At 61.3% G+C, this 22,041-nt stretch carries 23 protein-coding genes; 15 read left to right on the top strand and 8 right to left on the bottom strand.

Translation table 11 applies throughout. The features are described 5' to 3' along the window. Window positions 1-74: 74 nt before the first annotated feature. Complete coding sequence (locus AX756_RS09230) at window positions 75-419, top strand: CidA/LrgA family protein (RefSeq protein ID WP_068310312.1); 345 nt, start codon at window positions 75-77, stop codon at window positions 417-419. After that, window positions 416-1,132: an LrgB family protein gene (locus AX756_RS09225; protein WP_068310310.1), complete on the top strand. Its 717-nt coding sequence runs from the start codon at window positions 416-418 to the stop codon at window positions 1,130-1,132. The genes AX756_RS09230 and AX756_RS09225 overlap by 4 nt, the downstream gene beginning before the upstream one ends. 60 nt (window positions 1,133-1,192) lie before the next feature. On the opposite strand, the gene ccmE is transcribed toward AX756_RS09225, so the two are convergent. The 4 genes from ccmE to AX756_RS09205 are packed head-to-tail and all read right to left on the bottom strand — an operon-like array spanning window position 1,193 to window position 4,493. Continuing rightward, window positions 1,193-1,645, bottom strand: coding sequence for a cytochrome c maturation protein CcmE (gene ccmE / locus AX756_RS09220; protein ID WP_068310614.1), 453 nt, complete (start codon window positions 1,643-1,645; stop codon window positions 1,193-1,195). A gap of 42 nt (window positions 1,646-1,687) precedes the next feature. Beyond that, a complete protein-coding gene (gene argC / locus AX756_RS09215) occupies window positions 1,688-2,716 on the bottom strand; it encodes an N-acetyl-gamma-glutamyl-phosphate reductase (RefSeq protein ID WP_068310308.1) in 1,029 nt (342 codons plus the stop codon). 59 nt (window positions 2,717-2,775) lie between these two features. Then, a complete protein-coding gene (murI, locus tag AX756_RS09210) occupies window positions 2,776-3,588 on the bottom strand; it encodes a glutamate racemase (RefSeq protein ID WP_068310306.1) in 813 nt (270 codons plus the stop codon). Then, complete coding sequence (locus AX756_RS09205; protein WP_068310304.1) at window positions 3,588-4,493, bottom strand: lysophospholipid acyltransferase family protein; 906 nt, start codon at window positions 4,491-4,493, stop codon at window positions 3,588-3,590. Before AX756_RS09205 ends, murI begins: the two co-directional genes overlap by 1 nt. A gap of 255 nt (window positions 4,494-4,748) precedes the next feature. Between AX756_RS09205 and AX756_RS09200 the strand changes: the two genes are divergently transcribed. From AX756_RS09200 to AX756_RS09160, 9 genes are all read left to right on the top strand, one after another. Continuing rightward, window positions 4,749-5,651: a LysR family transcriptional regulator gene (locus AX756_RS09200; protein WP_068310302.1), complete on the top strand. Its 903-nt coding sequence runs from the start codon at window positions 4,749-4,751 to the stop codon at window positions 5,649-5,651. A 329-nt stretch (window positions 5,652-5,980) separates the two neighbouring features. Next, a complete protein-coding gene (locus AX756_RS09195; protein WP_068310612.1) occupies window positions 5,981-6,775 on the top strand; it encodes a lytic murein transglycosylase in 795 nt (264 codons plus the stop codon). Between the two features lie 200 nt (window positions 6,776-6,975). Continuing rightward, window positions 6,976-9,135 (top strand): phosphoribosylformylglycinamidine synthase subunit PurL, encoded by a 2,160-nt coding sequence (purL, locus tag AX756_RS09190; RefSeq protein ID WP_068310609.1) that lies wholly within the window; start codon window positions 6,976-6,978, stop codon window positions 9,133-9,135. 32 nt (window positions 9,136-9,167) lie between these two features. Next, on the top strand, window positions 9,168-10,001 hold the full coding sequence (locus AX756_RS09185; protein ID WP_068310300.1) for a thymidylate synthase: 834 nt from the start codon (window positions 9,168-9,170) through the stop codon (window positions 9,999-10,001). A gap of 2 nt (window positions 10,002-10,003) precedes the next feature. Further along, a complete protein-coding gene (locus AX756_RS09180; protein WP_068310298.1) occupies window positions 10,004-10,477 on the top strand; it encodes a dihydrofolate reductase in 474 nt (157 codons plus the stop codon). 136 nt (window positions 10,478-10,613) lie between these two features. Beyond that, window positions 10,614-11,597 carry a hypothetical protein gene (locus tag AX756_RS09175; protein ID WP_068310296.1) on the top strand — a complete coding sequence of 328 codons (984 nt, stop codon included), beginning with the start codon at window positions 10,614-10,616 and terminating at the stop codon, window positions 11,595-11,597. 34 nt (window positions 11,598-11,631) lie between these two features. Continuing rightward, window positions 11,632-13,014 (top strand): surface lipoprotein assembly modifier, encoded by a 1,383-nt coding sequence (locus tag AX756_RS09170; protein ID WP_156461436.1) that lies wholly within the window; start codon window positions 11,632-11,634, stop codon window positions 13,012-13,014. 85 nt (window positions 13,015-13,099) lie between these two features. Further along, on the top strand, window positions 13,100-13,528 hold the full coding sequence (locus AX756_RS09165; protein WP_068310293.1) for a VOC family protein: 429 nt from the start codon (window positions 13,100-13,102) through the stop codon (window positions 13,526-13,528). Next, window positions 13,512-14,267 carry a DUF1194 domain-containing protein gene (locus tag AX756_RS09160; RefSeq protein WP_331457759.1) on the top strand — a complete coding sequence of 252 codons (756 nt, stop codon included), beginning with the start codon at window positions 13,512-13,514 and terminating at the stop codon, window positions 14,265-14,267. The genes AX756_RS09165 and AX756_RS09160 overlap by 17 nt, the downstream gene beginning before the upstream one ends. 218 nt (window positions 14,268-14,485) lie before the next feature. Here AX756_RS09160 and AX756_RS09155 read toward each other — a convergent pair whose 3' ends face one another. The 3 genes from AX756_RS09155 to AX756_RS09145 all read right to left on the bottom strand — a co-directional run bounded on the left by AX756_RS09155 (window position 14,486) and on the right by AX756_RS09145 (window position 15,753). Further along, entirely contained in the window at window positions 14,486-14,983 is a 498-nt protein-coding gene (locus tag AX756_RS09155) for a MarR family winged helix-turn-helix transcriptional regulator (protein WP_068310291.1), read from the bottom strand. A gap of 96 nt (window positions 14,984-15,079) precedes the next feature. Further along, on the bottom strand, window positions 15,080-15,355 hold the full coding sequence (locus tag AX756_RS09150; RefSeq protein WP_068310289.1) for a succinate dehydrogenase assembly factor 2: 276 nt from the start codon (window positions 15,353-15,355) through the stop codon (window positions 15,080-15,082). Continuing rightward, window positions 15,352-15,753 carry a helix-turn-helix domain-containing protein gene (locus AX756_RS09145; protein ID WP_068310287.1) on the bottom strand — a complete coding sequence of 134 codons (402 nt, stop codon included), beginning with the start codon at window positions 15,751-15,753 and terminating at the stop codon, window positions 15,352-15,354. Before AX756_RS09145 ends, AX756_RS09150 begins: the two co-directional genes overlap by 4 nt. A gap of 99 nt (window positions 15,754-15,852) precedes the next feature. Here AX756_RS09145 and AX756_RS09140 point away from each other — a divergent pair, with 99 nt between their 5' ends. Both AX756_RS09140 and AX756_RS09135 read left to right on the top strand, forming a co-directional pair. Further along, window positions 15,853-17,055 carry a pyridoxal phosphate-dependent aminotransferase gene (locus AX756_RS09140; RefSeq protein ID WP_068310285.1) on the top strand — a complete coding sequence of 401 codons (1,203 nt, stop codon included), beginning with the start codon at window positions 15,853-15,855 and terminating at the stop codon, window positions 17,053-17,055. Between the two features lie 275 nt (window positions 17,056-17,330). Further along, window positions 17,331-17,741 (top strand): hypothetical protein, encoded by a 411-nt coding sequence (locus AX756_RS09135; protein WP_068310283.1) that lies wholly within the window; start codon window positions 17,331-17,333, stop codon window positions 17,739-17,741. A gap of 7 nt (window positions 17,742-17,748) precedes the next feature. Here AX756_RS09135 and AX756_RS09130 read toward each other — a convergent pair whose 3' ends face one another. Then, window positions 17,749-19,119: an MATE family efflux transporter gene (locus tag AX756_RS09130; RefSeq protein ID WP_068310281.1), complete on the bottom strand. Its 1,371-nt coding sequence runs from the start codon at window positions 19,117-19,119 to the stop codon at window positions 17,749-17,751. A gap of 176 nt (window positions 19,120-19,295) precedes the next feature. Here AX756_RS09130 and parE point away from each other — a divergent pair, with 176 nt between their 5' ends. Both parE and AX756_RS09120 read left to right on the top strand, forming a co-directional pair. Then, complete coding sequence (gene parE, locus AX756_RS09125) at window positions 19,296-21,257, top strand: DNA topoisomerase IV subunit B (protein ID WP_068310604.1); 1,962 nt, start codon at window positions 19,296-19,298, stop codon at window positions 21,255-21,257. Beyond that, window positions 21,257-22,033: a hypothetical protein gene (locus AX756_RS09120; RefSeq protein ID WP_068310279.1), complete on the top strand. Its 777-nt coding sequence runs from the start codon at window positions 21,257-21,259 to the stop codon at window positions 22,031-22,033. Before parE ends, AX756_RS09120 begins: the two co-directional genes overlap by 1 nt. The last annotated feature ends 8 nt before the right edge of the window (window positions 22,034-22,041 follow it).

Below are 22,041 nucleotides of genomic sequence, written 5' to 3'. Positions count from 1 at the left end.
GTTTAAGAAGAGTAAACCACTGCGTTCGCCCACCTTTGAAACGCGGGACGACATCCATGCGACCAGGAGACAATATGCCGGGATATCTGACACTTATTTTCGTCTGCCAACTGCTCGGCGAGTTGGCCGTGGGGGCCTTGGCCCTTCCGATCCCTGGGCCGGTTCTCGGCATGGTCCTGCTTTTCGTCTGGCTCCTGCGCCGCGGCGCCGTCCCCGAAGGGCTGGGGGACGTGGCCGGCGGGCTGCAACGCGCAATGTCGTTGCTCTTCGTTCCGGCCGGCGCCGGTGTGATGCTGCATTTTCAACTGCTGGGCGACGCACTGCTTCCGCTGGGCATCGGCCTCGTGGTCAGCACATTGCTCACCATCCTCGTCACCGGGGCAATGATGCACTGGCTCGCCAAGGGGGACGCGCAATGAATAACCTTCAGGAAACATGGGTCTATCTCAGCGCATCGCCGCTCTTTCACCTGACCTTGACGCTGGTGGCTTTCCAGGCGGCCTCTTGGCTTTTCGAGCGCGGCGGACGCAATCCGCTGCTCAACCCGGTACTTGGCGCGGTGCTGATCGTCGTGGCCGTTCTGGTGGCGACCGGCACCGACTACGGCACTTATTTCGAGGGGGCGCAATTCGTCCATTTCCTGCTCGGCCCGGCCACCGTCTCCCTCGCCATCCCGCTCTATCGGCAGTGGCACCGTGTTCGCGCCTCCGCTTTGGCCATCACTGTCAGCCTGCTCTGCGGCTCTCTTACGGCCATTGTTTCGGCCGTGCTCGTCACCCGCGCCTTGGGCGGAGGCTCCGAAATCCTGGCGTCCATCGCTCCAAAATCCGTCACTGCCCCCGTGGCCATGGCGATCGCCGAAGAGCTTGGTGGCCTGCCCTCGCTCACCGCAGTGCTGGTCATCGTCACCGGCATCCTTGGTGCGATGTTCGGCCCACTGCTGCTCGACCTCGCCCGCATTCGCGGCTGGCCCGCGCGCGGCCTTGCCATCGGCACCGCCAGCCACGGGATCGGCACCGCCCGCGCGCTGCAGGTCAACGAGACCGCAGGCGCCTTTGCCGGCCTCGCCATGGGGCTGAACGCGCTGGCGACCGCCCTGCTCCTGCCAATCCTCTGGCACCTCGTTTTCTGACAAAAAAGGCCGCGTATCAAATCAGATACGCGGCCTCATCAACTCAGTTCGCGTGTCGGTTCAGCTGCCGCCTTCTTGCGTCTCCTGGTAGACACCCTGCTCCTTCAACGCATCCACCACTTCCTTGGGCATGTAGGTTTCGTCATGGCGGGCCAGGATCTCGCTGGCCACGAACACGCCGTCCACAAGGTTGCCCGTACCGATCATCCCTTGCCCTTCATTGAACAGGTCCGGAAGCACGCCGGTATAGGAAACCGGCACCGAAGCCCCCCCATCGGTCACGCTGAAGGTGATGGTCTCGCCTTCACCGCGAATGAGCGTGCCCTCTTCGACAAGCCCGCCAATCCGGAAGGTCTCGCGCGCTTCGGGCGGCGCATCCACCACATCGGACGGCGCGCGGAAATAGTTGATCCCGTCCCGCATCGCGTAGCCGATCAAGGCAGTGCTTCCCGCCAGCGCCAAGAACGCCAGCAGGATGATCTGTACCCGTCTCTTCTTTTTCAGGCCTTTCATGCCAGCCATCGTCGCGTTTCCTCCCCAGAATAACGCCTGATTTTACGGATAGACCGGTGAAAGCATCAAGCCCTCGGTCTCCTCATGTCCCAACATAAGATTGGCGTTCTGCAGCGCTTGTCCAGCCGAACCCTTGGTCAGGTTGTCAAGAACGGTATAGATCGTCGCCCGGCCCGCCTTGCGCTCCTGCACCACGCCAATATGCACGAAATTGGTCGCCCGCACATGCTTTGTCGCCGGCACCTGCCCGAAAGGCAGCACGCATATAAAGGGCTCGTCGGCATAGGCCGCCTGCAGCGCCGCATGGATCTCGGCCGCGTCTCCGCGCACGTAGCTCGCCGCCAGAATGCCGCGGCTCGCAGGAACCAGCGTCGGCGTGAACTGCACCTCGACCGGACGACCGGCGGCCTTTGAGAACTCCTGGTCGAACTCGCCCAGATGGCGGTGCTTGCCCCCCATGCCATAAGCGTACCAGTTCTCGCCCAACTCGGCCTGGAGCAGGTTCTCCTTGAGAGAGCGCCCCGCGCCGCTCACGCCCACCTTCATGTCGATGATGATCTCATCGAGGTCGATCACGCCGGCCTTGATCGCGGGGATCAGCGAAAACTGCCCGGCCGCAGCGTTGCAGCCCGTTCCGGCGATGAGCCGCGCGCTCCGGATCTCCTCGCGGTAAAACTCGGTCAGGCCATACACGGCCTCTTTCTGTAGCTCCGGCGCCGAATGCGGCTTGCCGTACCATTTCTCGTAAACATCGAGATCCCGCAGACGGAAATCCGCGCTCAGATCCACGATCTTCACGCCCGCAGGCAGCGTTGCGATCACCGCCTGGCTTGTGGCGTGCGGCAGGGCACAGAAGCAGATATCGATCTCGGAAAAATCCAGCTCCTCGATCCGCTTCAGCACCGGCAGTTTCATGTGGCGCAGATGCGGATACACCTCCGACATTTCCATCCCCGCCTTTCGGTCGGCGGACAGGGCTGCGATTTCCAACCCCGGATGGGTTGCAATCAGGCGGACGAGTTCGGCGCCGGTATAGCCGGACGCCCCAAGAATAGCGGTTTTATGGGTCATGTCGGGACCTGGGAGTTGAGTAAGGCTGCAGGTTTAGCGAGATTTCAGGCGCCCCGCAATCACGCGGAGACAAACTCGATCTTTCGTCGCAGGAATTGCGTGGCACGGTTCGAGACCACGCGTGGATTTCCAGTCGTCAGGAAAACGGAATTCTGCCCCTCCCCAACCATCTTGGGGTGACGTCCGAGATAGTCGGCAAGGCTCTCGGCGACGAGATTGGCCTGCGAGTAGACCTTCACCTCCGGCCCGAGCGCATCGGCAAAGATTTCTTCCATCAGCGGATAGTGGGTGCAGCCGAGAATCGCGGCCTCGGGATGCGGCATCTTGCGTTTGAGCGCATCCACATGGCTGCGCACCAGCGCTTCGGCAAGGATAAGGTCGCCGTCTTCGATCGCGTCCACGACGCCACCGCAGGCCTGCGCTTCCACATCTACACCGATCGCCCGAAAGGCAAGTTCGCGCTGGAAGGCCCGGCTGGACACCGTCGCCGGCGTCGCGAACAGAGCAACATGCTGAACGGCCACTTCGCGCGGCGGGGAGTTGTCGCCCCATTGCCGCTCCGTCATCGCCTCGATCAGTGGCACGAACACGCCGAGCACGCGCTTGTTGGTCGGCACCCAGCTTTCCTGCATCCGCCGAAGTGCCGCGGCCGAAGCCGTATTGCAGGCCAGGATGACAAGGTCGCACCCCTCCTCCCACATCCGCGCCACCGCCGACGTGGTCAGCTGATAGACGTCTTCGGCGTCCCGCACCCCGTAGGGCGCATGCGCATTGTCTCCGAAATAGACGAAGGGAACATCCGGCAGACGCTTGCTCACCGCTTCCAGAACCGTCAATCCGCCTAGGCCGCTGTCGAAAATTCCAACTGCCATCAGTACACCCGATGCCCTTTCTCGCCTTTTTCGTCGCGATATTTCTCGTCGAACTCGAAACCGTAATCGAGCGATTTCAAGGGTCTTGGGGAAAGCGCGTAGGTTTCAGCACGCAGGAAATCCATCATCGCCCGCGAATCTCCGGCTTTTTCCGCCAGACGTTCCTGATCGATCGGGTTGCCGATCACAACCCGCACCGGCTCATCCATCCGTTTCTTGAACTCCTTGAGCAGGAGCGCAAGGCGCAGGGTCGAATGCAGATGACTGGCAAACTGGAACAGGCGGCTGTTATGGCCCTCGAAGAAGATCGGCACCACGGTCGCATTCGATTTCGCGACCATCCTTGCGGTGAAACTTCGCCAGCCAGGATCCATCGGGCGGGTGTAGAACTTCGCCGAAGTCGATACCGTCCCCCCCGGGAAAACGCCGATCGCACCGCCGCTGTCGAGATAACTCAACGCCGTCTTCCGGGTGAGGAGGTTTTCGCGCATGGCCTCTTTGGTCTCCTCGAAGGAGATCGGCAGGATCACCTTGTTCAGGTCTTCCGCCTTTCGAAACACGTTATTGGCCAGAATCCGGAAATCGCCGCGCACGATGGACAGGATATGCCCCATCATCAGCCCGTCGAGAATGCCATAGGGGTGGTTTGCAATCACGACCAGCGGCCCCTCGGCGGGTAGATTCGAGAGGCTCCCACCGACCACATCAAGGCTCAGCCCGTAACGCGCGACCATGACGCCCCAGAAATCCTTGCCCGCGGCGATATCGTGTTCGTAGCCCTCGGCGCGCTTGATCAACCCGATCCGCCCCGTTGCGTTCTCCAGAACCCGCACCAAGGCCCGTCCGCCTCGCGACCGGACGGAATTGGCATAGGTTATGTCGCGCGCGACGTGCCGGCCTGGCATTCGTTACGTCTCCTCGTTTCGTGGCGAAATACCTCGGAATACCAAGCGTTGTCATCATATATGGTAGGGATGCGACGATTGGGAGGCCCGAAACAGGGCTTCCGGAACACGCGCAGTCGTGCCGAATCGCGACAGGATGAGACACATTCTGTCGCTATATGGATTTTTCTTGCAACGGGGATATGATCTCGGCGCAGGGCATGCAAAAAGGCGCGGCAAGTATACGAGCGCAAACAACAAACCGGGTAACCAAAAATGGACTGGGACAAGCTTAGAATCTTCCACGCCGTGGCGTCCGCCGGCAGCCTCACCCATGCCGGAGATTCGCTGCATCTGTCCCAGTCGGCGGTCTCCCGCCAGATCCGCGCCCTCGAAGAAAGCTTGAACACCACGCTCTTCCACCGCCATGCGCGGGGCCTGATCCTGACGGAGCAAGGCGAGCTGCTGTACGACGCGACCAGTGGCATGAGCAAGCGCCTTGAGGCCGCCTCTGCGCGCATCCGCGATTCCGAGGAAGAGGTCTTCGGCGAATTGCGCGTGACCACGGCCCATGGTTTCGGCTCGCTCTGGCTCGCGCCACGTCTAGAACATCTTTACGGCAAATACCCCGATCTCAACATCGACCTGATGTTGGAAGAGCGGGTCCTCGACCTGCCGATGCGGGAAGCGGATGTTGCCATCCGGATGAAAGAGCCCTCGCAGGCCGATCTCATCCGCAAGCGCCTGATGACCGTCCGCATGCGGCTCTACGCTTCGCAGACCTATGTGGACAACCACGGCCAGCCCGAGACGCCGGACGAGATGGCGAACCACCGCTTGATCTGCCAGGGCGCCTCCTCAACCCAGGTCGCCGCCGGCGCGGCGATGGTACAATGGCTTCTGGGCCATGGAATCACCTCACGCCTGAACGTGAACAACTATTTCGGCGTGCTGCAATGCGTGCAGAACCATCTCGGCGTCGGCGTCCTGCCGAACTACATCGTCGAGAGCGCTCCGAACCTGGTGCGTGTTCTGCCCGAGGTCGAAAGCGCTGAAGTGCCCGTTTTCCTTGCCTATCCTGAAGAGCTGCGCCAATCCAAGCGGATTGCTGCCTTCCGCGATTTCATCGTCGAGGAAATCCAGGCGTCCCGCCGCCGGAGCGAGGGCGACGAGGACTAGAGGTCGGGTAACGTTGCGCATGCAACACATACATGACAGCTATTCGCACCCACAGCATTTTTGAGCTTGTCCAAGTCGGCCCGGCTTCCTAAATCTGGGGTATCGACGGACATTGATTGTTCGTCTTTACCTCCCTGTTGGACTTGGGCCGAGACTTGTTCTCGGCCTTTTTTTTTGCGTGTCTCACTCGCTCCGGGCGGGTCTCCTACAAACACCTTTCCAGATCAGGGATGAAGTTTTTTTCGGATGGTTGACGGCGAAAGCAGCATTTGGAAACCGCGGATCTTGAGCTAAGGTGTAGGTAATTTAATCGGAGGATTCCTATGCTTATGCGCAACCTTGTCTTTTCCGCCATTGCCATGATCGGCCTTGCGGGCCCGGGCCTTGCTGCACAATGCGGCAACTCGTCGGGAGGTTTCGAAGCCTGGAAGCAGGCTTTCGCCAAGGAAGCGGCCAGCGAAGGCGTCGGCAAGCGCGGGCTCTCTGCGTTTTCTCAAACCCGCTACGCCCAGGGCACGATCAACGCCGACCGGAATCAGAAGAGCTTCAAATACAGCTACGAGAAATTCTGCCAGGTGCGCGGGTGCAACGTGATCGCCTCGCAGGGCCGCAAGCGCAAAGCACAGAGCGCCAGTTTCTACGCCTCTCTTGAAAACGCATATGGCGTGCCTGCTGGTGTTATAATCGCAATCCACGGCATGGAGACCGGATTCGGCCGTTTCATGGGCGATTCCAACGTGCTGAGCGCGACGGCGACCCTCGCCTACGATTGCCGCCGGCCTGATTTCTTTCGTCCGCACCTGATCGGCGCGCTCATGATGATCGACAGGGGAATGATGTCGCCCAATGCGATCGGGGCCAAGCATGGTGAGTTGGGACACACGCAATTCCTGCCGGGCAACGCCTATCGCTATGGCCGTGACGGCAATGGGGACGGCCGCATCGACCTCAACAACCAAGCCGATGCCCTTGCCTCCACCGCGAACTACTTACGCCAGAAGGGCTGGAAACCCGGCCAGAGCTACCAGCCGGGCAGCTACAATTTCAACGTGCTGAAGCAGTGGAACGCGGCCTCCGTCTACCAAAAATCGCTCGCCGCCATGGGCGCCCAGATCGACGGCTGATCCGGGCGTTGGCCTTCTTTTTTCAAGTTGCGGTGGCGACAAGCGCATAGGGCCTGTCGCCACCCTCGCGTGGCCTTGATTTTGAAAATGCCCCGAGCGTGCCACCCGCATCCCGCCCGCGCAATTCAACCGCATGGTCCGCCCCTCTTCCCCTTTTGCGCAACAGGCCCTAAAAGCTCAGCCGACAAAGGGGAATGTTCATGCAAGAGCCAGCCATCACGCCGGAAATCATCGAAGCCCATGGCCTCAAGCCCGAGGAATATGCCGAGATCCTGCGGATCCTGAACCGCGATCCCAATTTCACCGAGCTGGGCATCTTCTCGGCAATGTGGAACGAGCATTGCTCCTACAAGTCTTCCAAGAAATGGCTGCGCACCCTGCCGACCACCGGCCCGCAGGTCATCTGCGGCCCCGGCGAGAATGCCGGCGTGGTCGACATCGGCGACGGGCAGGCCGTGATCTTCAAGATGGAGAGCCACAACCACCCCTCCTATATCGAGCCCTATCAAGGGGCTGCGACCGGGGTTGGCGGTATTCTGCGCGATGTCTTCACCATGGGCGCCCGCCCCATCGCAGCGATGAACTCGCTCTCTTTCGGCGTCCCCGAACACCCCAAGACCAAATCGGTCGTCTCCGGCGTCGTGGCCGGCGTCGGTGGCTATGGCAACTGCTTCGGCGTGCCGACCATCGGCGGCGAGGTCCGCTTCCACGCTGCCTATAACGGCAACTGCCTGGTCAACGCCTTTGCCGCCGGTCTGGCCGACACCGACTCGATTTTCTACTCCGCCGCGTCTGGCGTCGGCATGCCAGTCGTCTATCTCGGTGCCAAGACAGGCCGCGACGGAGTCGGAGGCGCGACCATGGCGTCTGCCGAATTCGACGACACCATCGAGGAAAAGCGCCCGACGGTGCAGGTCGGTGACCCCTTCACCGAAAAGCGCCTGATGGAAGCCACGCTGGAGCTGATGCAGACCGGCGCCGTGATCTCGATCCAGGACATGGGCGCTGCCGGCCTCACCTGCTCCGCCGTCGAGATGGGCGACAAGGGCAAGCTCGGCATCAAGCTCGATCTCGACTGCGTGCCGCAGCGCGAGGCGAACATGACGCCCTATGAGATGATGCTCTCCGAGAGCCAGGAGCGGATGCTCATGGTGCTGCGCCCCGAGAAGGAGGCCGAAGCCAAGGCCGTCTTCGAGAAATGGGAGCTGGATTTCGCCATCGTTGGCGAGACCATCCCCGAGGACCGTTTCCTAATCCAACACAAGGGCGAAACCGTCGCCGACCTGCCGCTGGCGACACTCGCAGGCTCCTCGCCTGAATATGACCGCCCCTGGATCGAAACGCCCCCGGCCCCGGCGATGGACCCGGTGCCGGAGATCGACCCGATCGACGGGCTGAAGGGGCTGATCGGCTCGCCCAACTATGCCTGCAAGTCCTGGGTCTATGAGCAATATGACCAATCGGTGATGGGTGACACCGTGCGCACGCCGGGAGCGGGTGCCGGAATTGTCCGGATCCACGGCACCAACAAGGCGGTTGCCTTCACCTCTGACGTGACCCCCCGCTACGTGCGCGCGAACCCGCTGGAAGGCGGCAAGCAGGCGGTGGCCGAAGCTTATCGCAACCTCACCGCCGTCGGTGCCAGGCCGCTGGCAACCACGGACAACCTGAACTTCGGCAACCCGGAAAAACCCGAGATCATGGGCCAGCTGGTCGGCGCCATCAAGGGCATCGGCGCGGCCTGTGCGGCGCTCGACATGCCGATCGTGTCGGGCAATGTCTCGCTCTACAACGAGACCGATGGCGAGCCGATCCTGCCGACGCCGACCATTGGCGCCATCGGCCTGATCGACGACCTTTCGCACATGATCGGCCGCGAGGCCCGCGAGGGCCACGTGCTGCTGCTTCTGGGTGAGACCGCCGGCCATCTCGGCCAATCCGCCCTGCTCTACGAGGTCTTCAACCGCGAGGACGGCGACGCCCCTGCGGTCGATCTCGACGCCGAGCTTCGCAACGGCAATTTCATCCGGGACAACCGCGACCTGATCGACGGCTGCACGGACCTTGCTGATGGCGGCCTTGCACTTGCCGCCTTCGAAATGGCGGAAGGCGCCGGCGTTGGCGTCATTCTCGACCCCGCCGACACGCCCTCACTCTTTGGCGAAGATCAGGGCCGTTATCTGATCACTTGCTCCTACGACAAGGCCGAAGCGCTGATGGTCGAAGCTGGCAAGGCCGGGGTGCCGCTGCAAACCGTTGGCCGCTTCGCCGGCGACACGGTCCGCTTCGGCAATTCCGAAGCCCCGCTCGAAGAGCTCTCCACGCTCTATCATAGCGCCTTCGCCGAAGCGGTCGGCTGATGCCACGCCCGGAGCAATGACAGGGAAGCCCCATGCAGCAGTATCACGACGCCCTGCGCACTATCCTCGAACACGGCCACGAATCCACCGACCGGACCGGCACCGGCACGATTTCCCATTTCGGATTGCAGTGCCGTTACCCGCTCGCCGATGGCTTCCCGCTCGTCACAACGAAAAAGCTACATCTGCGCTCGATCATCCACGAGCTGCTCTGGTTCCTCTCGGGCGACACCAATATCGCCTACCTCAAGGAGAACGGCGTTTCGATCTGGAATGAGTGGGCCGATGAGAATGGCGATCTCGGCCCCGTCTACGGGCATCAATGGCGGCATTTTCCGAAACTGGAACCGACCGGATCCGAGACCGACGGCCGCCCGCTGTTTCACGCCGGCGAGGTCGATCAGATCGTCGATCTGGTCGACGCCATCCGCAGGACTCCGGACTCGCGCCGCTTGATCGTCTCCGCCTGGAACCCGGCGGACGTGCCCGACATGGCGCTGCCCCCCTGCCACACGCTCTGGCAGGTCCGGGTGCTGAACGGCAAGCTGCACCTGCAGCTCTACCAGCGCTCGGCGGACATGTTCCTCGGCGTGCCGTTCAACATCGCCTCCTACGCGCTGCTGCTGGTCATGCTGGCCCACGTCACCGGATACGAGCCGGGCGATTTCGTTCACTCCATCGGCGACGCGCATATCTATTCCAACCACATGGACCAGGTGCAGACCCAGCTCGCCCGAACGCCCAAGCCCCTGCCCCAACTGCGCCTCGCCCGCGACGTGCCCTCGCTTTTCGACTTCCGCTACGAGGATTTCGAGATCCTCGGCTACAATCCCGATCCGGGCATCAAGGCCCCGGTGGCGGTCTGATCATGCTTAGCCTGATCGTGGCCCGCGCCCGCAACGGCGCCATCGGCAAGGGGAACACCATTCCCTGGCACGCCCCCGAAGACCTCGCAGCCTTTCAGCGCGAAACCATGGGCGGCGCGCTCATCATGGGGCGGCGCACCTGGGAAAGCCTGCCCGTGAAACCGCTCAAGGGGCGGCTGAACTGTGTCGTATCTTCCAACACTGAATTGGCCGAACATGTGTTCGCCACACCCGAAGCCGCGCTGGAATTCGCGCTGCATTCCGGCTACCGGCGCATCTATGGTATTGGCGGCGAAGCGATCTATCGCAATCTGCTGCCACGAGCCGACCGACTGCTCGTGACCGAAGTCGATCTGGAGATCGCGGAGGCGGATGCCTATTTCCCTCCATTCGATCCAGAGGACTGGTGCCAACAGCCGCAATCGCTTCTACGGACGGCAAATCCGCGCTGCGTTCTACACGAATATCTCCGGTAAGCCGGATCCCCCGCGGAATAAGCATATGAGTCACAGCATAAGGCTTTGACGATTCCCGCCTGCATTGTCGGTTGACAGCGAGTCCACCAGTTCTGCACATTCGACCCAAATAAAAATATCGAGGCAGAGCAGTTCAATGATCCAGAAGCTGGCGCTACTCATGGCGCTGCTTGGCATGCTTGCGGCATGCGGAGGCGGCGATGGCACCAACCCGGTCAACAATCCGGGAACGGACGAAGACGATACAGAGACCGAACTCCCCGACGGCACCGATGACGCGACAGCGAGTGATCCGATCACCCGCTACGAGGAGCAGGATGGCAGCGGGAACGGTTACGCGAGCGACATCAGCTACGATGCCGCGACCGACACTTTCACGGTAAACAATCTCGGCTTCGACGGCGCCAACGTCTACACGCGCGACGATCAGGTGGCCTCACTCGGCCCCTTCGCTGTCTATGAGGCGACAGATACCTTCTACGACTCCATTACTGGCGCGCCGATCAACCAGATCGCGGATTACAAGGCTGTCTATGGTGTCTCCACCAGCGGCCAGACCAACTTCGCCATCGTCCGCACAGGTGGCTATATCGATTACGGTTTCGGCGGGTTCGTTTATGCCCGCAACGGCTCCGTCACCCTGCCCACGACGGGTCAGGCCGCCTATTCGGGCGACTACGCCGGCCTGAGGGATTTCAGCGGTCGTGGCGGCATCGAATATGTCACCGGCGACATGAACATGTCGATTGATTTCGAAGATTTCGATGATGGCGATGCCGTTAAGGGCTATGTTTTCAACCGGCGTGTCTATGACACCGCCGGCAACGACGTCACCAACAATATCCTTGACGCGATGGGCAATGGGGCAACTGCGCTTCCGACACTCGTCTTCGACGTTGGTCCGGGCGTAACCCAGGAAAACGGCGAAATTGCCGGTACTCTCGGTTCCAATACCTTTGACGAGAATGGCGTTGCCACACAATATGAAGACGGTAACTACTACGCCGTTCTCTCCGGCAGTAATGCCGAGGAGGTGGTTGGCGTGATTGTCGTGGACTCCAACGATCCTCGTTTTGGCGTAGACGTGCGTGAGACCGGTGGTTTCATCCTCTACCGATAAGGCCCGCAATGGGCCAATCCGCCGGAACCGAGCATTGCTCGGGCTAGCGCTTGGCGTTTCCCTCTCCTTGGGAAGCGCCATTACTGCGCTTGCGGAAAGCTTTACACTCGATCCGGATGCTATGCGGGCCACGGCGGCCCTCTCGATCGAGCAAAACAATCCCCAACAGGCGCTGCAACTGGCCGAAGCCCTGCTGCAACGCGACCCCGAGGATGTCGAAGCGCTGGTTCTGAAATCCCGCGCATTGCGCGATCTTGGGAAATACCGTGAAGCATTGGACGCAGCGCGCGCGGCGCATCAGCTCGCCGAGAGCGATGTCGAGATCTATTCCACCTCGCTCGCCCGCGCACAGGCGCTGTCCTCGCTCGGGGCCAGGACCCGCGCCCAGCTCTGGCTGCGCATGGCCGGTCAGCACGCGCCCAACGAAGAGGCCCGCGCCCGCGCCATTCAGGATTTCCGCTATGTGCGGGCCCGTAATCGCTGGAACACCAATCTCAGTTTTTCCATCGCCCCCACCTCCAACGTCAATGGCGGTAGTGTTCATGACACGATCAGCTATGGCGGCCTGCAAGGAATCGTTCTGGGCGGCACGGCCAGGGCGCTGTCGGGGCTGTCCTATTCCGGCGGCCTGACCACGCGGTACCGTTTTTCAGAAAGCCGCAACCACCAGACCGAGCTTGGCCTGCACCTGTATCACCAGAGCTATCTGCTCTCGGACGAGTCGCAGGAACAGGCGCCCGATGCCGAGGGCGACGATTTCGCCTATAGCTCCGTCGCGGTCGGACTGCGGCACAAATGGCGTCCCGAAGGCTGGAACACGCCGCTGGAATTTTCGCTGCTGGCCGGGCGCGGCTGGTACGGGCTGGAAGACTACTCCCGCTACACGCGCACCGCGATCGCCCGCGCCTTCCTGCTGGGCAAAAGCACCGCCCTGCGGCTGGAAGCCGGTGGCGAGCAGTTTCATCGCGTCACCGACGATGCCGAACAACGCTCGTTGCACGCAAGCGCTACCCTGCTGCATGAATTCGACAATGGCGGCGGGATGCGGCTGAATTTCGGCATACGAGACAGCGATTCCGACACCGGCTCGCTCGACTATCGGCGCGTCATGGGCGGGGTCGGCTACACATTGCCCAAGCCCATCGGCTCGGCACGCGTCACACTGGAGGCCGATATCGAGCATCGGCTCTACGAGAATTTCCCGACGGTCGACACCACCGACATCTTCATCATCATGACCGAAAAGGAACGCGAGGACTTGCGCACCTCCGTCGGTGTGCAGCTTTTCTTCGACAAGGTGGAGTATTACGGCTTCTCGCCCACAGTCACTCTGCGCCATTCCGAAACCCGTTCTACGGATGACCGCTATGACACGGTGGAGACGGGGTTGAATTTCGGTTTCCGTTCGAACTTCTGATCGGCCCTCGTCGCGCGAAGTCGCATTCACCTTCGGCCTTCCGGGAGGTACTGTGCGGGCGGAATGAAATCGGGAGAAGTTCGAGATGAAGGTTACCTATCTGCACACGATGGTTCGCGTGAAGGATCTGGAGAAATCCATGGCCTTCTACAAACTGCTGGGACTTGAGGAGACGCGCCGTATCGACAACGAGAACGGTCGTTTTTCGCTGATCTTCCTCGCCCCTCCGGGCCAGCCTGAATGCCCGGTCGAGCTGACCTATAACTGGGATGGAGATGACGCGCTGCCCTCCGACAGCCGGCATTTCGGTCACCTCGCCTATGAGGTCGAGGATATCTACGCGATGTGCCAGCATCTTCAGGATAACGGCGTGGTCATCAACCGCCCGCCGCGCGACGGGCGCATGGCCTTTGTGCGCTCGCCGGACAATATCTCCATCGAACTGCTGCAGGCAGGCGACGCCAAGGCCCCGGCCGAGCCCTGGGCGAGCATGGAGAATACCGGTCACTGGTAAGGCAATCCGGCGGCTGGCCGGGCTGTTTGGCCTGACAGCCCTTCTGTCTGCGTCGCCCGTCGCGGCGCAGACCCCATGCCGTCTTGCCCTGCAATTGGCGCTGGACGTGTCCGGCTCCGTCGATTCCCGCGAGTACCGGCTTCAGCTGGACGGCCTTGCGAGCGCCCTGCTCGACCCGGAGGTACAGGCCGCGCTTCTCACGATGCCCGATGTTCCGGTGGTCCTCAGCGTCTTCGAATGGAGCGGGAAGGACTCGCAACGCGTCCTCTTCGATTGGAGTCCAATCCGGAACAAAGTGGACGTGGCGGCACTGGCTTCTCAGCTTCGTGACACCCAACGCGCCGAGATGTCCGTCAGCACCGGATTGGGTACCGCGATGCTCTTTGCAGGCGCGCGATCCGAAACTGCACCGGCCTGCTTTCGGCAGGTTCTGGATGTGTCGGGAGATGGCAAGAACAATGACGGACCGCGTCCTCAGGATGTCGGCGCGGCATTACCGCCCGGCCTGAATATCAACGCTCTGGTCATCGGTCCGCGCTCGCCCGGTGCCGTCGGCGCCCAGGCGGGCGAGATAAACGAGCTCGTGGGGTATTTCCAGGCTTACGTCCTGCGTGGCCCTGAGGCCTTCGTCGAAATTGCCGTCGGTTACGAAAACTATGCCAAAGCCATGCAGCGTAAATTGCTGAAGGAGTTGCAGGTTCTTACCCTGAGCGACGCACGCTCCGCCTTCCCGGAATAGCCCTGCCGATCCTGCGACCGATCCTTCAACTTCCCCATGAAACCGAAGTCCGCAAGTAGCAAGACCGCGCGCTCATTTCCAGCGAATGCCTTTGAAGAGTGGGAACAGGCTTCCAGATTGCCGCGCCCCTACCAGCCGCGTTCCGTCATGCCGCCGAACTATCCGTCCTTACCGACGCCAGCCATGGCATCGGTTTTGGCGTTGGCGACGGCGTTGGATCAATAGATGTAGCGAATCTGGTCCGTCCAGTAGCGTTCCATCCGACGCAGGGCGGTCGTGATGTCTTCCAGCCCCTCCATGGTGATGATCTCTCGTTCGATCAGGCCTTCGGCATGGCGCTCGAACAGTTCGGTGACGATCCGCCGGATCTCCCGCCCCTTTTCCGTGAGACGGACGCGCACCGCGCGGCGGTCGATCTCGCAACGCTGGTGGTGCATGTAGCCCATCTCCACTAGCTTCTTGAGATTGTAGGACACGTTGGAGCCCTGATAGTAGCCGCGTGTTTTCAACTCGCCGGCTGTCACCTCGTTATCGCCGATATTGAACAGCAGTAGCGCCTGCACCGCGTTGATATCGAGGATTCCGACCCTTTCGAACTCGTCCTTGATCACGTCCAGCAATAGACGGTGTAGGCGTTCCACCAGGGCCAGCGTATCCATGTATCCGGACATGAACCCGTGGCCCCGTCCGGGCAAGACGCTGCTGTGAATGCTCATTCTGGCCTCCGCTTGGCTCTCTCTTTGAGCGAGTCATAGGCGGCAAAGTCCGAACAAGCGGTTAAATCCGCTCAAAAACTCGAAGAATTCGAACGATCACTTCGCGGTGCCTTGCGACTTGGCATGATCGGAAATCCGCTGGAACAGTTCCGTGTACTGCTCCGGCACCGGATCCAGACCGGTGATCCAGCGCAGCAGATCCTGGTCCATTTCGGCCAGAAGCGCTTCGTAGAGGTCAAGCTCGGCATCGTCCATGCCGCTCAGCTTGTCATCCGAGTAGCGCCCAAGAACAAGGTCCATTTCCTTGATTCCGCGCCTCCAGGAACGCATATACAGCCGCTTCACGCGGTTTTCGCGGGTTTCGGTGGTCATTCTTCGGTTGCCTCCAGCAAGGCCGTCCTGAGCCTCTTCTCGACGCGGGCCAGCCGGTCGGCCGCATCATCGACCTCGGCGCGGATCTGGCGCAGCTCCAGCAAAAGCGAGCGCACTTCGGGAACGAGCGTCGCTTCTTCCTCGGCGGGGCCGTCGAGCCCCTCGCCTTCGCCGTTCAGCAGCCACATCAGCGACACGCCCAGCACGCCGGACAGCATCTGAAGCTTGTTGGCTCGCGGCTCGCTGAGATCGTTTTCCCAGGCACGGACGGTTTTCAACTTTACCCCGAGGCGTCGGGCCAAACCGGCCTGATCGAGCCCGAGCGCTTCGCGCGCACCGGCCACACGATCGCCGAAAGTCGCGGTTTCCGCGCCATACCAGTCGGTTTTGTCTTCCATCGGGGTCTCCATGTGGTCGGTTAATCCTTGAATGGGCCCAAGCGCAAGCCTAAGAAGCCCGCGGACCTTTCCCTGAGACAACAAGACCGGAGGCCGTTTATGTCTTTTCTGTCCGCGACCCTCGACCGGGTGAAACCGTCGCCTACCATTGCCGTGTCGACCAAAGCCCGCGAACTCAAGGCCGCCGGCAAGGACGTTATCGGCCTTGGCGCAGGCGAGCCTGACTTCGATACGCCCGACAACATCAAGGCCGCCGCAAAGGCCGCGATCGATGCCGGCGACACCAAGTATACCGCGCCCGACGGCACGCCCGCACTGAAGCAGGCGATCTGCGCCAAGTTCAAGCGCGACAATGGGCTCGACTACACCCCGGCCCAGATTTCCGTCGGCAATGGCGGCAAGCAGATCCTGATCAACGCGCTGATGGCGACCATGAACCCCGGCGACGAAGTGATCATCCCCGCGCCCTACTGGGTGTCCTACCCGGACATGGTGCTGCTGTGCGGCGGCGAGCCGGTGATCGTGGAGGCCAAGGCCGAGACGAATTACAAGCTGACGCCGGAAGCGCTGGAAGCGGCGATCACCGACAAGACCAAGTGGTTCATCTTCAACTCGCCCTCGAACCCAACCGGTGCCGCCTATAGCTGGGATGAGCTGAAGGCGTTGACGGATGTTCTGGTCAAGTACCCGCATGTCTGGGTGATGACCGACGACATGTACGAACACCTCGTCTATGACGATTTCAAGTTCTGCACCCCGGCCGAGGTGGAGCCCGCGCTCTATGACCGCACGCTGACCTGCAACGGTGTCTCCAAGGCCTATGCCATGACCGGCTGGCGCATCGGCTATGCCGGCGGGCCGGAGAAGCTGATCAAGGCGATGGGCAAGATCCAGTCGCAATCGACTTCCAACCCCTGCTCCATCTCGCAGGCCGCCGCGGTCGAGGCGCTGAATGGCACGCAGGACTTCATCCCCGCCAACAACGTCGTTTTCAAGCGCCGCCGTGACATGGTGGTCGAGCTTCTGAACGCCGCCGAGGGGATCACCTGCCCCAAGCCGGAGGGTGCGTTCTACGTCTATCCTTCGATCGAAGGCTGCATCGGCAAAACCACGCCGGCCGGCACGAAGATCGAGAATGACGAGATCTTTGCCACCGCGCTGCTGGAAGAAAAGGGCGTCGCGGTCGTGTTCGGCGCGGCATTCGGGCTGGAGCCCTGCTTCCGCGTCTCCTACGCGACCTCGGACGAGAACCTGAAGCAAGCCTGCAAGCGGATCCAGGAGTTCTGCGCTTCGCTGACCTGAGCTTGCCGTGTTGAACCAGAAAACAGGCCGCGCTTCTTCGGAGGCGCGGTTTTCTCATTTCCTCAGATTGAAACACTGGTCGATCATGGCGGGTTTGCCGGCCGTTTGGGGGGCGCGCGCTTCGCATGCGGGGATATTTCTTGAGAGAGGAAGACGCAGGTCCGTTCTATTTCGAGGACAGGCACTTAACCGCGGCCGCAGCATTTCCCGAGTTCTTTGACAGTTCGCCCTGCCATCAATAGGCTTGCCGGGATTTCAGACAGCCGGTGTGACAGATGACCGAACTCCCAGAATTCTACTTCCGCGTTCGGGAGAACGGCGCGACCGTTTTTCGTGTCGATACCGATAATCGGCAGCGGCGCATCGAGATGGACCAGATAGCTGTGCTGAACATTCGCAATGGCGAGATTCGCGCCCAGGGCCAGCGCGAACTCTTGGACCAGGAGCGTGCCGCCATCGAGAGCTGGATGGAAGAGCGCCGCGCATTGCTGGCGAAGCGGGACATGGATGACATCCACCGTGCGGTGGATTACCTCAACATCACCACGCAATGGGTGCAGTCGAAGGCATCGCCAGAGCAGCTTGAGGAGGTCACCGATCCGCTCCTGATGGCGATGCATGATCTTCGGACGGTGCTTGTTCGCAAGAAAGCCGAGCGGCTGGCAGAAGCGCGCTCGGAACAGTAGCGCCGCGCTACGTCTTTCCCCGGGCCGCAAGCGCCGGCAGGGAACGGAACCAGAAGCGGTACATGAGCAATATTCCGGCGACGATCAGTCCGATGACGAGGCCCGCCCAGATTCCTATTGCACCGAGTTCCATGTGGAAGCCAAAGAAATACCCCGCCCCGAGCCCGATGGGCCAATAGGAGGCCGCGGACATGATAAGCGGCACGCGGGCGTCCTGAATTCCTCGCAGCAGGCCATGCGCCATGACCTGCGCGCCATCGGCAAGTTGAAACAGGGCCGCCATAAGCATCAGCCCCGTTCCCATCGCGAGGATTTCCGGCTTGAGAGGATCCTCTGGGTCAATGAACAGGCTCAGCAGTTGTTCCGGCCAGGTGAGAAAGGCCGCGACCGTCGCGCAGGCAAAGATCATCGACAGGGCGACAGCGACCTTCCCACCGCGCCGCAGATGGTCGAAATCCCTGCGGCCCAAAGCCTTGCCCGCGCGAATGGTGACGGCATTGGAAAGCCCCAGATGCACGAGGAAGGTGGCGGTCGCGCATTGCATGGCGATACCGTGCGCAGCCAGCGGGATCGTGCCCAGCCACCCGACCATGACGGCGGAAAACACGAAGAGACCAACTTCGGTGAGGTTCGTGAGCCCGATCGGCCAGCCGAGGCGGAAAACCTGTGCGAAGGCAGACCAGTCCGGTCGCCAGAAGCGCTGGAACAGTGCATGTTGTGGAAAACTGCGGATGGCATAGATCACCAGCCCCACCAACGAGATGACATGCACTGTCAGCGAGGCGATGGCCGCGCCGCGTATACCCAGCTCCGGAAACCCGAAGGAGCCGAAGATCAGCAGGTAATTCACACCCGCATTGACCACCGCTGCCGCGAGCGTCACCCAAAGCACGACATGCGCCCGCTCCAGCGCCGCGAGGTAGGATTTGAGCACCATGACCCCGAGCGCCGGCAAAACGCCCCACCCCGCGATTTCGAGATATTTCCCGGCATCGGCCGCAAGCTTTGGTTCCTGACCAATGGCCAGCAGAATCGGTTCGGCCAAGAGCAGCGGCGGAAGCGCCAAGAGAACGTAGAGAAGCGAAATCCAGATCCCCATCCGGGTCACCCGACGGATCTGTCTATCCCCGTCGTCGTTCTCGCTGGCCGCCGCCACCATCGGCATCACCGCAAAGGCGAAGCCGGAACCCATGATGAAGATCGTGAAGAACAGCGAGCCGGCCAGCACAACCGCCGCCAGCGCCTCGACATCATACCAGCCAAGCATGATCGTATCGGTCGCCTGGATCGCGAATTGCGCCAGGTGGCCGCCGATCAGCGGAACGCCGAGAGTGAGCAACGCACGCGCGTGCCCGTATGAGGTCATGACTGTGGACATTCCAGCCCCTTAGACCCGGTGGATCAAAACGGCAAGCGCCGGATCTGCACCCGACATTTTCCCGCTCATTGGCCGGACATGGCCTGATGCGGCTCCCGCCCCTCTTCCCCAGACTGGCCATTCCTGTCAAAATGGCCCACAACATCTGGCAGCATACAAACAAGAAGAGCAGCAACATGCCCGACGATCTCCTCTCCGGCGGTCAGCCGAACCAAGCCTATGATGCCTCCTCCATCGAGGTGCTGGAAGGGCTGGAACCGGTGCGCAAACGGCCCGGCATGTATATCGGCGGCACCGACGAGCGGGCGCTGCACCACCTCGTCGCCGAGGTGCTCGACAACTCGATGGACGAGGCCGTTGCCGGCCACGCCAACCGCATCGAGGTTGAGCTGCATTCCGACTACGCCATCACCGTCCGCGACAATGGCCGCGGCATCCCCGTCGATCCACACCCGAAATTCCCCGGAAAATCGGCGCTGGAGGTGATCCTGTGCACGCTGCACGCGGGCGGAAAATTCTCCGGCAAGGCCTACCAGACCTCCGGCGGCCTGCATGGCGTGGGTGCCTCGGTGGTCAACGCGCTCTCCGATTCCATGGTGGTGCAGGTCGCCCGCGACCGGCAACTCTACGAACAGCGTTTCTCGCGCGGCAAGCCGCTCGGGCCGATCGAAATCGTCGGCAAGGCGCCCAACCGGCGCGGCACCACCACCACCTTCCATGCCGACGAAGAGATCTTCGGCAGCCACCGCTTCAAGCCCGCACGGCTCTTCAAATCGATCCGCTCGAAGGCCTACCTCTTCTCCGGCGTGGAGATTCGCTGGAAATCCGAGATCGACGACGGCGAGACCCCGCAGGAGGCCACCTTCCACTTCCCCGGCGGGCTGGCCGATTACCTGCGCGAGACGATGAACGGCTCCACCACCTATTCCGAGCAACCCTTTGCCGGGAAGGTGGACTTCACCTCGAAATTCGGCGAGCCGGGCTCGGTGGAATGGGCGATCAACTGGACGCCCACGCGGGACGGCTTCCTGCAATCCTACTGTAACACCGTGCCCACGCCCGAGGGCGGCACCCATGTCGCCGGCTTCTGGGCGGCGATCCTCAAGGGCATCCGCGCCTACGGGGAACTCAGCAACAACAAGAAGGCGGCGCAGATCACGCGGGAGGATCTCATCTCAGGCGGCTGCGCGCTGGTCTCCTGCTTCATCTCCGAGCCCGCCTTCGTGGGCCAGACCAAGGACCGCCTCTCCACCGAATCCGCCGCGCGGATGACGGAGAACGCGGTGCGGGACCATTTCGACCACTGGCTGACCAGCGACCCGAAATCCGCCGGCGCCATTCTCGATTTCCTCGTGCTGCGGGCCGAGGAACGCGCCAAACGCCGGCAGGAAAAGGAAACCGCGCGAAAATCGGCCACCAAGAAGCTGCGCCTGCCGGGCAAGCTGGTCGATTGCTCGGCCACCAGCCGCGCGGGCACGGAACTGTTTATCGTCGAGGGCGACTCGGCGGGCGGCTCGGCCAAGATGGCGCGCAACCGCAAGACGCAGGCGCTGCTGCCGCTGCGCGGCAAGATCCTCAACGTGCTCGGCGCGGCCTCTTCCAAGCTGGGCAGCAATGCCGAGATCTCGGACCTGTCACAAGCTCTCGGCACCGGCCTCGGAACCCGCTTCGTGCTGGACGACCTGCGCTATGACAAGGTCATCATCATGACCGACGCCGACGTGGACGGCGCCCATATCGCCGCCCTGCTGATGACCTTCTTCTTCAGCCAGATGCGCCCGATGATCGACGCGGGCCACCTCTACCTCGCCTGCCCGCCGCTCTATCGCCTGACGCAGGGCGCCAAGCGCGTCTACTGCCTCGACGAAGCGGAGCGCGATGCGTGGATGGAAAAGGGACTCGGCGGCAAGGGCAAGATCGACGTGAGCCGCTTCAAGGGCCTGGGCGAGATGGACGCCAAGGACCTCAAGGACACCACCATGAACCCGGCCAGCCGCAAGCTCATCCGGGTGAGCATCGACGAGGACGAACCGGGCGAAACCGGGGACCTCGTGGAGCGGCTGATGGGCAAGAAGCCGGAACTGCGCTTCCAGTATATCCAGGAGAATGCGCGGTTCGTGGAGGAGTTGGATGTTTAATGGACTTAGAAACGATCCTCGGCTCAAAGGCCCTAACAGCAGTTTCTGTCAACGGGTTGCTGGTGCCCGTAGACTCGTTGTCCAAGACTTTAAGAAGCTTTTCTGAACCAGTTCTTTTCTATTGCAAGGATTTCGGCGAACATGGCCTCAGTAAAAGCGGGTCGCTATTCAAGACAAAGTTTCGCGGGCGTTATTTCGGAATTATCTCTGCCCATCAAATCCAAAAAAGCAGCTATTCATATCAAGAACTCGTTCTTTCAACGGACGACAAGGGAAATTTCGTAACTTCTTCGATGGCGTCCTTTCCCCTTGAAGATGTCGACCGTTCGGGCGATTTTGACTGTTTGGCGTTTGATTTCACTGAACCGGTAAACGCAGGTGTCCTGCCAACGACAGGCTGGTTCAATCTTTCTAAAGATTGGGATGTCGGCTGGCCCCCGAAACCTGATCTTGTTGTTGCCATTGGGTATCCTTCTCATAGAAATAACATTGACTACGAAAAAATGCATTATCCAGCCGGCCCAAACGCCGTTTGGGGTGACGCAACCAAACCAAATATCAGTGGAAGACTGGCGTTTAAGCCAGATCCACCGCTTGACTACAATCCAGAAGGCATGAGCGGCAGTCCCGTGTTTGCTATTTCTGTGAACGGCATGGAAACAAAACTGTTTTTTGCCGGAATTGTTACGGAGGCGGGAAGCTACATGTTTCACTTCTTTCCATTCTTCCGAATTAGGAAACTACTCTCAAACTTGATGGAAGACAGCGCAATCTGAAGGGGTTC

Origin of the sequence: Aliiruegeria sabulilitoris, from assembly GCF_001558155.1 — a bacterium.
Lineage (GTDB): Bacteria > Pseudomonadota > Alphaproteobacteria > Rhodobacterales > Rhodobacteraceae > Tropicimonas > Tropicimonas sabulilitoris.
Note: the sequence above shows the minus strand (reverse complement) of the source record. Positions and strands in the feature narration are given on the sequence as shown.

Coding starts and splice junctions, on each gene's coding strand:
- AX756_RS09165 (WP_068310293.1), top strand. CDS start 13,100: ATGAAGGTTACCTATCTGCACACGATGGTTCGCGTGAAGGATCTGGAG.
- AX756_RS09185 (WP_068310300.1), top strand. CDS start 9,168: ATGCAGCAGTATCACGACGCCCTGCGCACTATCCTCGAACACGGCCAC.
- AX756_RS09225 (WP_068310310.1), top strand. CDS start 416: ATGAATAACCTTCAGGAAACATGGGTCTATCTCAGCGCATCGCCGCTC.
- ccmE (WP_068310614.1), bottom strand. CDS start 1,645: ATGAAAGGCCTGAAAAAGAAGAGACGGGTACAGATCATCCTGCTGGCG.
- AX756_RS09145 (WP_068310287.1), bottom strand. CDS start 15,753: ATGGAAGACAAAACCGACTGGTATGGCGCGGAAACCGCGACTTTCGGC.
- AX756_RS09155 (WP_068310291.1), bottom strand. CDS start 14,983: ATGAGCATTCACAGCAGCGTCTTGCCCGGACGGGGCCACGGGTTCATG.
- AX756_RS09230 (WP_068310312.1), top strand. CDS start 75: ATGCCGGGATATCTGACACTTATTTTCGTCTGCCAACTGCTCGGCGAG.
- AX756_RS09180 (WP_068310298.1), top strand. CDS start 10,004: ATGCTTAGCCTGATCGTGGCCCGCGCCCGCAACGGCGCCATCGGCAAG.
- murI (WP_068310306.1), bottom strand. CDS start 3,588: ATGGCAGTTGGAATTTTCGACAGCGGCCTAGGCGGATTGACGGTTCTG.
- AX756_RS09135 (WP_068310283.1), top strand. CDS start 17,331: ATGACCGAACTCCCAGAATTCTACTTCCGCGTTCGGGAGAACGGCGCG.
- AX756_RS09195 (WP_068310612.1), top strand. CDS start 5,981: ATGCGCAACCTTGTCTTTTCCGCCATTGCCATGATCGGCCTTGCGGGC.
- parE (WP_068310604.1), top strand. CDS start 19,296: ATGCCCGACGATCTCCTCTCCGGCGGTCAGCCGAACCAAGCCTATGAT.
- AX756_RS09200 (WP_068310302.1), top strand. CDS start 4,749: ATGGACTGGGACAAGCTTAGAATCTTCCACGCCGTGGCGTCCGCCGGC.
- argC (WP_068310308.1), bottom strand. CDS start 2,716: ATGACCCATAAAACCGCTATTCTTGGGGCGTCCGGCTATACCGGCGCC.
- AX756_RS09150 (WP_068310289.1), bottom strand. CDS start 15,355: ATGACCACCGAAACCCGCGAAAACCGCGTGAAGCGGCTGTATATGCGT.
- AX756_RS09140 (WP_068310285.1), top strand. CDS start 15,853: ATGTCTTTTCTGTCCGCGACCCTCGACCGGGTGAAACCGTCGCCTACC.
- AX756_RS09130 (WP_068310281.1), bottom strand. CDS start 19,119: ATGTCCACAGTCATGACCTCATACGGGCACGCGCGTGCGTTGCTCACT.
- AX756_RS09205 (WP_068310304.1), bottom strand. CDS start 4,493: ATGCCAGGCCGGCACGTCGCGCGCGACATAACCTATGCCAATTCCGTC.
- AX756_RS09175 (WP_068310296.1), top strand. CDS start 10,614: ATGATCCAGAAGCTGGCGCTACTCATGGCGCTGCTTGGCATGCTTGCG.
- purL (WP_068310609.1), top strand. CDS start 6,976: ATGCAAGAGCCAGCCATCACGCCGGAAATCATCGAAGCCCATGGCCTC.
- AX756_RS09120 (WP_068310279.1), top strand. CDS start 21,257: ATGGACTTAGAAACGATCCTCGGCTCAAAGGCCCTAACAGCAGTTTCT.